The 10,961-nt window shown below is 39.3% G+C and carries 13 protein-coding genes; 2 read left to right on the top strand and 11 right to left on the bottom strand.

Features of this window, described 5'->3' with window-relative positions; translation table 11 throughout:
- The first annotated feature begins 404 nt into the window (after positions 1-404).
- Positions 405-1,469 (top strand): undecaprenyldiphospho-muramoylpentapeptide beta-N-acetylglucosaminyltransferase, encoded by a 1,065-nt coding sequence (locus E7274_RS13425; protein WP_304176594.1) that lies wholly within the window; start codon positions 405-407, stop codon positions 1,467-1,469.
- 44 nt (positions 1,470-1,513) lie between these two features.
- Here the strand turns inward: E7274_RS13425 and E7274_RS13420 are convergent, their stop codons facing one another.
- The 7 genes from E7274_RS13420 to dapF form a co-directional block, all read right to left on the bottom strand.
- On the bottom strand, positions 1,514-1,813 hold the full coding sequence (locus E7274_RS13420) for a hypothetical protein (RefSeq protein WP_207641075.1): 300 nt from the start codon (positions 1,811-1,813) through the stop codon (positions 1,514-1,516).
- A 115-nt stretch (positions 1,814-1,928) separates the two neighbouring features.
- Complete coding sequence (locus E7274_RS13415; protein WP_304176592.1) at positions 1,929-2,345, bottom strand: HIT family protein; 417 nt, start codon at positions 2,343-2,345, stop codon at positions 1,929-1,931.
- 12 nt (positions 2,346-2,357) lie between these two features.
- Positions 2,358-3,350, bottom strand: coding sequence for an SCP-2 sterol transfer family protein (locus tag E7274_RS13410; protein WP_304176590.1), 993 nt, complete (start codon positions 3,348-3,350; stop codon positions 2,358-2,360).
- 3 nt (positions 3,351-3,353) lie between these two features.
- Positions 3,354-3,923: a rhomboid family intramembrane serine protease gene (locus tag E7274_RS13405; protein ID WP_304176588.1), complete on the bottom strand. Its 570-nt coding sequence runs from the start codon at positions 3,921-3,923 to the stop codon at positions 3,354-3,356.
- A 104-nt stretch (positions 3,924-4,027) separates the two neighbouring features.
- Entirely contained in the window at positions 4,028-4,921 is an 894-nt protein-coding gene (gene dapA, locus E7274_RS13400; RefSeq protein ID WP_304176586.1) for a 4-hydroxy-tetrahydrodipicolinate synthase, read from the bottom strand.
- Positions 4,908-6,380 carry a UDP-N-acetylmuramoyl-L-alanyl-D-glutamate--2,6-diaminopimelate ligase gene (locus tag E7274_RS13395; RefSeq protein ID WP_304176584.1) on the bottom strand — a complete coding sequence of 491 codons (1,473 nt, stop codon included), beginning with the start codon at positions 6,378-6,380 and terminating at the stop codon, positions 4,908-4,910. Before E7274_RS13395 ends, dapA begins: the two co-directional genes overlap by 14 nt.
- A 2-nt stretch (positions 6,381-6,382) precedes the next feature.
- Positions 6,383-7,216 (bottom strand): diaminopimelate epimerase, encoded by an 834-nt coding sequence (dapF, locus tag E7274_RS13390; protein WP_304176582.1) that lies wholly within the window; start codon positions 7,214-7,216, stop codon positions 6,383-6,385.
- A gap of 155 nt (positions 7,217-7,371) precedes the next feature.
- Here dapF and E7274_RS13385 point away from each other — a divergent pair, with 155 nt between their 5' ends.
- Positions 7,372-8,229, top strand: coding sequence for an AraC family transcriptional regulator (locus tag E7274_RS13385; RefSeq protein ID WP_304176580.1), 858 nt, complete (start codon positions 7,372-7,374; stop codon positions 8,227-8,229).
- A 4-nt stretch (positions 8,230-8,233) separates the two neighbouring features.
- Here the strand turns inward: E7274_RS13385 and E7274_RS13380 are convergent, their stop codons facing one another.
- The 4 genes from E7274_RS13380 to E7274_RS13365 all read right to left on the bottom strand — a co-directional run bounded on the left by E7274_RS13380 (position 8,234) and on the right by E7274_RS13365 (position 10,874).
- Positions 8,234-9,043 carry a nitroreductase family protein gene (locus E7274_RS13380; RefSeq protein WP_304176578.1) on the bottom strand — a complete coding sequence of 270 codons (810 nt, stop codon included), beginning with the start codon at positions 9,041-9,043 and terminating at the stop codon, positions 8,234-8,236.
- A 333-nt stretch (positions 9,044-9,376) separates the two neighbouring features.
- Positions 9,377-9,730: a type II toxin-antitoxin system HicB family antitoxin gene (locus E7274_RS13375; protein ID WP_090481101.1), complete on the bottom strand. Its 354-nt coding sequence runs from the start codon at positions 9,728-9,730 to the stop codon at positions 9,377-9,379.
- Between the two features lie 6 nt (positions 9,731-9,736).
- The gene (locus E7274_RS13370) at positions 9,737-9,997 is read right to left on the bottom strand and encodes a type II toxin-antitoxin system HicA family toxin (protein ID WP_033154679.1); all 261 of its coding nucleotides are present in this window, start codon (positions 9,995-9,997) and stop codon (positions 9,737-9,739) included.
- Between the two features lie 82 nt (positions 9,998-10,079).
- Positions 10,080-10,874, bottom strand: a complete 795-nt coding sequence (locus tag E7274_RS13365; protein ID WP_304176577.1) for a class I SAM-dependent methyltransferase — start codon at positions 10,872-10,874, stop codon at positions 10,080-10,082.
- Between the last annotated feature and the right edge of the window lie 87 nt (positions 10,875-10,961).

The raw sequence follows: 10,961 nt of genomic DNA, 5'->3' as shown, positions 1-10,961 counted from the left end.
AGGGCAAACATTATTATGTTGCATTATCACACGCTACAAAGAAGCTTGTTCGAGTCATTTATAAACTCGAAACCTCAAGACAACAATACACAAAAGCTGTCTAATCATTCCAATATCATATCTCCTTGAAAGAGCACCATTAATTGATGCTCTATTTGCCATGCAATTTTCAATGTACTGATTGCGATGATATAGTCACCGCTGCTATATTCAAAACATTTCTGTTTTAAAACATTTTTATTGACTTTCTTTAATAGTTAGTCTTTTTTCATAATAGTTATTCTCCATAACCAATTCTATCACGTATTTTCGCCGGATTGTACTATTATTTGACTTTTAATTCACGATTGTTATCATGTAAATGTTCAAATAAAAATACTTAATATTTATATAAGAGGTTCTATATGAAAAAGATAGTAATGACAGGCGGTGGTACTGCTGGTCATGTCACTCCAAACCTGGCTTTGGCTCCACTTCTCAGGGAGCAGGGCTATGAAATCTACTACATCGGTTCATATACTGGAATCGAAAAGAAATTGGTAGAAAATGCAGGCATCACCTACTATGGTATTTCATCTGGCAAGCTTCGTAGATATCATGATTGGAAAAATTTCACCGATCCTTTCAGAGTTATCAAGGGCTTTTCTGAAGCAAATCAATTGCTCAAGCACATTCAGCCAGATGTTGTATTTTCAAAAGGCGGATTTGTTTCTGTACCAGTTGTTATGGCGGCTGCTCGTCAGCATGTTCCTTCTATTATTCATGAGTCTGATATGACTCCAGGACTTGCCAACAAGCTTGCTATTCCATTTGCTACAAAAGTATGCTGCAACTTTCCAGAAACACTTCAATATCTTCCAGAAGGCAAAGCAGTTCACACTGGCTCGCCTATTCGCCGAGAGCTTTTCACTGGCTCAAAGGAAAATGGACTTGAGTTCACGGGATTTACTGCGGACAAGCCTGTGATTTTGATTATGGGTGGAAGCATTGGCTCCCGATTCATCAACAATGCTGTTTGGGAATCACTTGATACACTGCTTTCAGATTTTCAGATTGTTCATTTAGTTGGTAAGGGAAATATCAACAAAGATTTGGAAGGTAAGGCCGGTTATCAACAGTATGAGTTTGTCAGTGAACAATTAAACGATGTGTTCGCCATGACAGATTTGATGATAAGCCGTGCAGGTGCAAACTCAATTTGCGAGATTCTTGCTTTAAAGATTCCAAACATCCTTATTCCACTTTCAGCTGCAGCTAGCCGTGGAGATCAGATTCTTAACGCTGAAAGCTATAAAAAACAAGGATTTTCAACTGTTCTTCAGGAGGAGGAACTAACATCAGAGATTCTTATTAATGCTGTAAAAGATGTTTATGATAGAAGAGATTCTATAAAAGAAACCATGGCATCCAGCCATTTGCTAGATGCTAATAGCACTATTTTGAAGCTTATAACAGATATAAATAAGTAAAAAGAAAGGAGCCGGTACATTAAGTACCTGCTCCTATTTTTATCTTAGTACAATGATGAAGCGATTGCAGCTCCGAAAACAGCGATCAAAATGATGTAAAGTACTAACACGATAGCTACCCAGATAAGTGCAGCTCTAGCCCAGTTCTTCTTTGATGGCTTTGTGTTGTTGCTGAATGACCAAACAAACATCAAAACGATGTTTACGATTGGAATACAGCAAAGAAGTGTTGTAAGCATCCACTCACCTACACCAACTGTCTCATCAACTACAGGCTGCTGGTATACAGGCTGCTGATTAACTGGCTGACCTGTCATTGGGTCAAAATTCATATTGTTGTCCATATCTCTTCTCTCCTTTTTGTTATGAAATTAACATACCAGTAAATTATAAATTTCTTAACAACCAGAGTCAAGAGATTAGTTAAATCTTTTTAAAATAAATCTTTTCACTATTTTTTTATAATGATAGTTTCTTTACAACTTCTGCAGTCTCTTCTTCAGTAAATGACTGATGGCTCCATCCACAGATTGTTTTGTCAGGATCATCCTCATATCTTGGGATAATGTGGATGTGTAAATGATGTACTGTCTGGCCTGCTGCCTCACCATTGTTTTGCACGATATTTACGCCGGCGCAGCCAAGTTCTGCCTTCATTTTATTTGCCACTTTTTTAGCAAGTGGTAATGCCTTTTCAAGCACATCATCATCTGCCTCAAGAAGGTTTGCAAAATGATCCTTTGGAAGGATAAGTGCATGTCCTTTTGTGGCTGGATCTGCATCTAAAATCACCTTAAAATCATTATCCTCAAAAATAGAATTTGTTGGAATATCTCCATTTGCCAACTTACAGAAAATACAATTGTTGTCCTTCATTACATTATCCTCCTAGCTAAAAGTGAATATTTCGTCAAGCATGCGAAGGGTTCTAAAATTGCCCTTTGCTGTCATATCTCCTACTGAAAATGCTCGCTGGAATGTTTCACGGCCTGCAACAATATTGTCCATGATTGAGCCTGAAAGCTTCATGTAAACATCGATATTGTCCTCTTTGCCATAGCGACATTCAAGCTGCTCTCCCATTACGTTCATAAATAGTGGCTGGCTCTTCCCCTCCACCATAAATAGATATTTTGCATAGAATTCAGGATTTCCTCTAAAGTGCACCTTGAAATCATTTATGTATTCATTGGTGCTGTCTTCCTGCTTCTGTCCCATCATATCTCTGAACATACTTGTAAGATCGGCGATGTCTGCCTTCTGTGTCTGAACATACTCATCGTCAGATACAAACTTTGAAAGCTGCTCTGATTCCTGTGGAGAAAGCTCAAGCTGAGCTGTTCTAAGAATGCTTCGTGTGACAGCCTGATTGCTGGTTGGCAATCCCTTTGTATGCTGTGAAATTGTACGGTAAAGTGTCTCTACTTTCTTTTCGATGATGTGAGCATATTCCGCATTTTCTCTGAATTCTTTAAGATCCTCTACGTATCCGCAGAAGCCAGAACATGGCAAGCCACCAAGAATCTCCCAAGCATTTTCAAGGGTAACCATAGCCTCGCGCTCGCCATATGTTGTAGACATTACAACTGGCTGCATATATGTCGTCGCAAGGGCTGATTTATCTGCATATAACCAGCATGCGTCCAAAAACTGGTTCATATAGCCACCAATTCCAAGCCATTCCACTGTGGTTGCAAGAATGATTCCATCTGCATCCTTAAGTGTCTGTGGGAGCATTGAAATCGCGTTTTTTTGCTCATAAATATTGTAAAGGCGAACCTCAACCTGAAGCTCAGTCAATACCTGCTCCATTTTATTAATTACATATAAAGTTGGGTCCTCCAAAAGGCCTCTTCCGCCGTAATAGATATTAACTTTCATACATCATTCCTCATTGATATCATCCTGTTTTAAAGTATAATTTTTTTCGGACTCAAAATCAACGTGTGGCCCCTTTATTAATGTAGGAATTCCGTAGGTAAAGAATGTAATGATTATGCCTGCAGTAAGTCCTCCCAGGTGACCTACATTGTCTGTACCAGCATAAGCAAACCCGAAATAGAGGGTAAGTCCTGCCATAATTAGCATCCTCTTGGTGCTTATTCCTTTATATTTCCCTTTGTGTACAAGAATAACAACAAGCATTCCACCAACTATTCCAAAAATTCCACCGGATGCTCCAGCCACAATATCGTTTTTTCCCATCAAACACATAAAAAAGAATGACAAAAAAGAGCCAGTAAGACCTGACCCTAAATATATTCCCAAATAACGCACTGGCCCTACTGCTCGTTCAAAAATCTGTCCAAGCAAAAATAAAAGCAGCATGTTATTCATCAAATGTTCAATTCCAAAATGCATGAATGTAGCTGTAAGAAGACGATACCACTCCCCATCTGCAAGTACCTTGTTTGGGTTCATGGCACCGTTTAACAGCATGAATAAACCATCCATAGTGTCTCCCATGATTTCCAACACTATGAATGTAATGATATTTATAGCAACCAATATAAAAGTTATTGGTGTTTCCTTTGGATTAAAATACTCGTCCCTCAAAATTATGCGAGCATTTCCTGTGGCATTCTGTGTAAAAGCTTACTCATTGCCACTTTGTGCTCTTCCTCCATCTCCGTAAGTGGAAGTCTAAGGCTTCCTACATTAAATCCTAACATATTCATTGTGGATTTAACAGGGATTGGATTCACTTCACAGAACAATGCATCTACTAACTCAAGGTAATCGAGCTGTAATCTTCTGGCCTTTTCCTCGTTGCCATTAAGATATTCCATAACCATATCGTGAGTACCCTGAGGTGCAACATTGGAAAGCACTGAAATTACACCAATTCCTCCGAGGGAAAGGATTGGGATAACCTGGTCATCGTTTCCTGAATAGATATCAAGGCATCCTCTGCAAAGGCTGGCAAGCTTGGTAATCTGAGAGATATCTCCGCTTGCTTCCTTGATTCCTACGATGTTTTTATTCTCAAGACCCAACTTCATAGCTGTTTCTGGTTGGATGTTGCATCCTGTACGGCTTGGTACATTGTACATGATAATTGGAAGGCTTACTTCATGAGCGATTGCTGTGTAATGCTCGTACAAGCCCTGCTGTGTTGCTTTGTTGTAGAAAGGTGTAACAATAAGAAGTCCATCTACCCCAAGCTTTTCAAGCTTCTTTGAAAAATCGATAACAAGCCTTGTAGAATTGGCACCTGCTCCTGCAATAACAGGAATTCTGTGATTAACGCGTTTTACTGTAAAATCAATAACCGAAAGCTTTTCTTCCTCAGTCATTGTGGCTGGCTCGCCTGTTGTACCGCACACAACGATTGCATCTGTATGGCCTTCAATCTGTCTGTCAATTAAAGTTCCGAGCATGTCATAATTTACGGTATCATCTTCGTTAAATGGAGTAATAAGTGCTACTCCTGCTCCCTTAAATAATGTCATGTCCATCCTCCTTAATAATATCTGCGATAAGCTCACGCTCATCCATATGATGTTTTACACCTTTTATTTCCTGGTAATCCTCATGGCCCTTACCTGCAAGTACCACAATATCACCTTCTTTTGCATTTACAAGGCAATAGCGAATTGCTTCCTTACGATCAGGGATTGTTACGTATTCGCCATCAGCTTTCTTAACGCCGATGAGAATATCATTGATAATATCCATTGGCTCCTCGTTACGTGGGTTGTCTGATGTAACAACTGTAAGATCAGCAAGCTTTGAGCTTACCTCTCCCATTTCATAACGACGGCTCTTTGCACGGTTTCCTCCGCATCCAAAGAGGCAAACCAATCTGCCTGGCTCATAAGCCTTGAGAGTTGTAAGAAGGCTATCAAGAGCCATTGCATTATGTGCATAGTCAATCATGACTGTAAATTTCTTTGAAACTGGCACAAGCTCGATACGTCCCTTTACATGAACGTCCTTGAGGGCTGCCTTGATTTTATCCTCTGCAACATCAAACTGCTTGCAGATTGCAACTGCTGTAAGTGAGTTGTAAACAGAGAATGTTCCTGGCACATTTACCTCAACATCCATGTTTTCCTTGCCTGCGATGTGGTACTTAACTCCAAGAGCGCCGTGTTCCTTGAGAAGCTCAACATTTTCTGCTATAAGGTCGTTATCCTTGCCGTAGCCATATTTAACAACATCGCAAGTGTGGCCCTTAAGGATTCCATCGATGTGCTCGCTATCTCCGTTGAAGATACCAACCTTACACTGCTGGAAAAGAAGGCTCTTGCAGTGCATATAATCCTCAAAATCCTTGTGCTCATTCTCACCAATGTGATCTGGCTCAAGGTTTGTAAATACGCCAATATCAAAAGTGAAACCTGAAACTCTGTGAAGCATTAGCGCCTGTGAGCTTACTTCCATAACAACAGCATCAAGACCTGCATCTACCATCTGTCTGAAAAGCTCCTGAACTCTGTAAGACTCTGGTGTTGTGTTTACAGCTGGGATACGCTCCTCACCAACAATAGACTCGATTGTGCCAATAAGGCCTGTCTTGATACCAGCCTTTTCAAGGATAGACTTTACCATGTATGTGGTAGTTGTCTTGCCCTTTGTTCCGGTGATACCGATTGTCTTAAGCTCCTTTGCTGGATGACCAAAATATGCAGCTGAAAGGATTGCAAGGGCCTGACGGCTGTTCTTCACCTTGATGTAAGTAACGCCTGCAACTGGCTCAACATCCTTTTCGATAATGATAGTACCTGCACCTTTTTCGATTACATCTGGAATGAAATCGTGGGCATCTCTAACTGTACCTGAGATGCAGACAAACACTGAATCCTTCTCTACTTTTCTTGAGTCGTATGTAAGTGTAGATATTTCGCGGTCTAATTCTCCTGCGAATAACTCATAGTCTAATTCTTCTAAAAGAGTTGTTAATTTCATTTTTATACCTCTATTTCTCCTGAAAATACCTCGGTTGCTGGACCTGTCATGAATACGTGATTGCTTGCGCGGTCGTATTCTATAGTAAGGTCGCCACCTCTCAGGTGAACTAACACTTTGTCTTCTGTCTTTCCATTAAGGATGCACGCCATAACACATGCACATGTACCTGTTCCGCAAGCCCAAGTCTCGGCACTGCCTCGCTCCCAAACTCGCATATTTGCCTCTGTACGGCTGATAACTTGAACAAACTCTGTGTTGGTACGCTTTGGAAATCTTTCATGATTTTCAAAAAGTGGACCGTATGTCTCAAGTGGGAAGCTTGCCGTGTCATCTACGAAAACAACTGCATGTGGGTTACCCATAGAAACACATGTCATGTTCCATGTCTTTCCGCCAACTTCGATTGGTTCATCGATGACCTTGTCATTTTGTGAAACCACTGGAATTTCTGCAGGTGTAAGAATTGGCTCTCCCATATCTACGCGAACCTGCTGAACCTTGCCATTTTCTGGATAAAGGATAAGAGTAAGAACTCCGGCTCCTGTTTCGACAGTGATTTCTGTTTTGTCTGTAAGCTTGTGGTCGTAGACATATTTAGCAACGCAACGAATTCCATTGCCACACATCTCTGCCTCTGAACCATCAGCATTATATATGTGCATTCTGAAATCTGCCTTGTCAGATGGACCAATTGTGATGAGACCGTCTGAACCGATTCCAAAATGTCTGTCGCTAACTTTAATAGAAACTTCTGCTGGGTTATCAAGCTGCTCCTCAAAAAGGTTTACATAAACGTAGTCGTTACCGCAGCCATGCATTTTTGTGAATTTCATATAATGTCCTTTCGAAACTAGTTAACTGTACTGTTTCTATCATACCACAAGTATACTCCGCACTTTTTAATATTATAATGCTGCTTTGTGCTTAAATTATTGCAAATAGTGCTGATGGTTATATAATATATTTAAGATTTCAAAGGAGGTCATCCATGGATAGATACTCTAAAAAAGGTTATTTATACGATAATTTCAAGATTTTTCATCTTGTAGATTCCAATTTGGGAGAGATAGATTTTCACTATCACGATTTCCATAAAGTGCTCATTCATTTATCTGGGAATACTTCATATTCTATCGAGGGCCAGACTTTTGATCTGCAGGCTGATGATATTGTGTTTGTCAGTGCAGGCGAGGTTCATCGCCCTATTTTTCACGATGATTCTCCTTATGAAAGAATCATCATTTATATTTCGAAGGAGTTTTTGGCGGAGTATAGTCGAGAGGGAAATGATTTGTCTTATTGCTTTAGAAATGCTATGGAAAAGGGTTCTCATGTTTTGAGACTTCATTCTTTTAAGAATTCAAGGGTTGCCGCCGCAGTCGGAAAGCTTACTGCAAATCTTGGTAAAGATGATTATGCCAACGAGCTTTTTATGCAGGTGCTGTTTTTGGAATTCATGATTGAGCTTAACAGGGCAGCAATCAGCGATGAGGTGGAATATATTTCTACTAATTATGCCGGCTCAAAGATTGGTGAAATTATTCATTATATAAACGAACATTTAGCAGAAGATTTATCTGTGGATACAATTGCCGGGCAGTTTTTCCTTTCCCGATATTACTTGATGCACACGTTCAAAGATGAAACTGGCTACACCATTGGAAACTATATTTCAATTAAGCGACTGTCATTAGCTCAATCGCTTATTAATTCTGGTGTTGCTATCGTGGAGGCTGCCGAGCAGGCCGGTTTTGGCACCTACTCCACATTCCTTAGGGCATACAAAAAGACCTATGGCACTAGCCCTAAGAAAAAGGCTATGTCACAGGCCTCGCTGTCATTTTAATCTATTAGAATAGGTAGCTTGCAATATATTCTGTTTTTTCTGGGATGGCAATTCCTGGATCTGCAAGCTTAAATGTAAGCTGCTTTCCTTCTTCGCGACACTGGTTTTCAAAATGATACATGGCGATTCCTAAATCTACTTTCTGCAAATCATATGTGCCATTATCGTAACCACGATCCTTTTTCTCGTAGAAATGAACGCCACTTTCTGTTACTACAACTCTCCATGGCTGTTTATTTACAGCCGATGGTGCAAGGCGAACTGCCTCAAGGGCCAAAAGGATTCCACATTCCTTTGCCTCATCCTGTGTAAGCGGAGTGTTGAAATCACCTTTAAAGAATAGCTCTGAAAAGTCGAATCTTGTGTCGGCTTTTACGCCTTTTCTCATGAGTACTTCTTTAACGCCCATTTTATCTGCCCTATATCCAATAGGGCTCATGCATGGCATAATTTCATCTTCCTGAAGATTTGAAGCTGCTTCAAATTTATCTCTTGGCATTGTTCCACCAATCCAAACTGAACCCATTCCTTTACTTTCCGCATACATTAATAATTCTTCAAAACTGTAGCCATAGGCAACATCGGCATTTACGCCTTTTTTAACCTTGGCGGAAATATAGTGCTTTTCACCAGATAGAACTGGGCTCGATAAATCATGATCTTCCTTATTCAAAAATACAAATTCAACTGAGATATTGTATGGGTTTACAATGCTTGTAGAGTAAGCCTGTAAATCCTTTAATTCTTCTTGAGTTAATCCCTCTCCATCAAAAGTTCTAACACTTCTTCTATTTTTTACATCATCAAAAAACATATACCGTACCTCCAATTAATTTATATTATACTATTTAATTGCGCTAAATCAATCTAAAGTGTTATAGATTTATGTTATAGCGGGTTGCATGCGCATTTTTTGTGCATTATATACATTTTGCGATTGTGCGAATTGTATAATTTGTATAACTTCTCAATGGAAGTTTTCAGAAATCATGGTATTCTATAGATGTTGATTGATAAAAATGTTTATAGGAGGTTTTGACATGAACATTTTCAGAGAGTTATTTGACAGCGAAAACGGCAAGGTTATGACATTTATAGATTATTTAAAAAGCAGCTACATCGACTAAGTCGATTAGCTGCTTTTGTTTTATATTTTCATTGTCTTTTTTCTTAAGAATAATTCCATTGCCATTGTGACAACTTGATTTAAAGTACATCCATTTTCTGCTGCATAAACTGAAGCTTTTTCATGAATCTCTGGTGATGTTCTTACATTGAATGTTCCTGAAAACTCTTTTTCTGGAACCTTTCCATATTTTTCACATATTTCCAAATAATTATCAATAGAATCATGAAAAGAATTCTCTAATTCTTCAATTGAGCTTCCATGAAAATTCAATGAATCTTTTATCCCAAAGACCTTTCCAATAAATATATTGTCGCGGCTATCATAGCCTACTGTTGCTCGATATCCTTTATATTTCATCATATCTGATTTCATAAGCTACTACTCCTTTTCTCCAATATCATTTATATATTTTTTAATCATATCAATCTGATATTTATATAATTCTTTACCTGGATGTGGCCCATCAAATTGAACTATTCTACCTGTTTTAATATGAATATATCCTATACTTGAACCTCTACCTCCCTGAAATTTATCGCAATTACATTTACTCATAAGAGCATCTAAATCTCTAACTGTGAAGTTTTTAGGATATGGTTTTCTAAATAATTTTTCTAATAACTCTTTCTTTTTTGGCATTTGAATTGTGTAACTAATTTCTAGTTACATTTTATCATCCTTTCTATTTTTTTCAAATACCCAATTACATAATATATAATTTTTACTTTTTTAATATGTCTACAGTGTGGGCGCTGGCGCCGAGCAAGTCGGCGCGCTCGCAGACGGCCATCTGATACTGTATGAAAGCTGCGAACTGCTCCTCAGTGAGGGCGTTTACTTCGCGGCGCATGTGATTTGCAGGGCCGTCTGGCGATATGATTTGTACGCGGACTAGCCCGGCATCTGCATTCAGGCCTTCAATATCCTCGGTCCTCATGAACGCGTACAAATCATCAGCGCCCGGCCGTACGTGGAAGGCTTCATCCAACTTTCCCTCAGCAATATTCTCTAAGACGTGTCCCTCCTTGATTCCATAGGTCAGGAAGGCGTACTCATTCATTACATACGCAACAAGAATATATCCACCAGTCTTTGTAACACGCTTTGCTTCTTTCAAAGCCTGCAACTGCTCTTCTCTAATCTTTAGGTGATACATCGGTCCAAATAAAAGTGTCAAATCGAAAGACTCATCCTCAAATCTCTTGAGCTTAAGTGCATTTCCCTGGAAAGCCTTTACACCTGTGCCCTTGGCTTTAAGCATACCAAGGTTGTGCTTTACCAATTCCACCGCAGTGACATCATAGCCTTCTTCCCAAAGAGGGATACTGTAGCCGCCTGTGGCGGCTCCAATATCCAGAATCTGGATATTGGATTTGTCCTTTCCAGTCTCTGCTGCAACCATATCTAAATATATATGGACATACTTCATAGTAACAGTAAACTCCATAATTCCATGGCGGCTTCGCAGGCGTTTGTCCTCATTGAATTTGTTATAGTATTCTTCTAAATCTGTCATACTCAATCCTTTAAATGTAAGAACCATCTCAAAATGAGATGGTTCTGTCTAAATCACATGTAGTTTATTTAAAGCTAACGGGAAGAC

The sequence above is a fragment of the Pseudobutyrivibrio ruminis genome, from assembly GCF_015057245.1.
Taxonomy (GTDB): domain Bacteria; phylum Bacillota; class Clostridia; order Lachnospirales; family Lachnospiraceae; genus Pseudobutyrivibrio; species Pseudobutyrivibrio ruminis_E.
This window is presented reverse-complemented; position numbering and strand designations above follow the sequence as displayed.

What these genes read in the sequence shown, in the direction of transcription:
- E7274_RS13425 (WP_304176594.1), top strand. Translation starts at nt 405, where the DNA reads ATGAAAAAGATAGTAATGACAGGCGGTGGTACTGCTGGTCATGTCACT.
- E7274_RS13420 (WP_207641075.1), bottom strand. Translation starts at nt 1,813, where the DNA reads ATGGACAACAATATGAATTTTGACCCAATGACAGGTCAGCCAGTTAAT.
- E7274_RS13415 (WP_304176592.1), bottom strand. Translation starts at nt 2,345, where the DNA reads ATGAAGGACAACAATTGTATTTTCTGTAAGTTGGCAAATGGAGATATT.
- E7274_RS13410 (WP_304176590.1), bottom strand. Translation starts at nt 3,350, where the DNA reads ATGAAAGTTAATATCTATTACGGCGGAAGAGGCCTTTTGGAGGACCCA.
- E7274_RS13405 (WP_304176588.1), bottom strand. Translation starts at nt 3,923, where the DNA reads ATGGATGGTTTATTCATGCTGTTAAACGGTGCCATGAACCCAAACAAG.
- dapA (WP_304176586.1), bottom strand. Translation starts at nt 4,921, where the DNA reads ATGACATTATTTAAGGGAGCAGGAGTAGCACTTATTACTCCATTTAAC.
- E7274_RS13395 (WP_304176584.1), bottom strand. Translation starts at nt 6,380, where the DNA reads ATGAAATTAACAACTCTTTTAGAAGAATTAGACTATGAGTTATTCGCA.
- dapF (WP_304176582.1), bottom strand. Translation starts at nt 7,216, where the DNA reads ATGAAATTCACAAAAATGCATGGCTGCGGTAACGACTACGTTTATGTA.
- E7274_RS13385 (WP_304176580.1), top strand. Translation starts at nt 7,372, where the DNA reads ATGGATAGATACTCTAAAAAAGGTTATTTATACGATAATTTCAAGATT.
- E7274_RS13380 (WP_304176578.1), bottom strand. Translation starts at nt 9,043, where the DNA reads ATGTTTTTTGATGATGTAAAAAATAGAAGAAGTGTTAGAACTTTTGAT.
- E7274_RS13375 (WP_090481101.1), bottom strand. Translation starts at nt 9,730, where the DNA reads ATGAAATCAGATATGATGAAATATAAAGGATATCGAGCAACAGTAGGC.
- E7274_RS13370 (WP_033154679.1), bottom strand. Translation starts at nt 9,997, where the DNA reads ATGCCAAAAAAGAAAGAGTTATTAGAAAAATTATTTAGAAAACCATAT.
- E7274_RS13365 (WP_304176577.1), bottom strand. Translation starts at nt 10,874, where the DNA reads ATGACAGATTTAGAAGAATACTATAACAAATTCAATGAGGACAAACGC.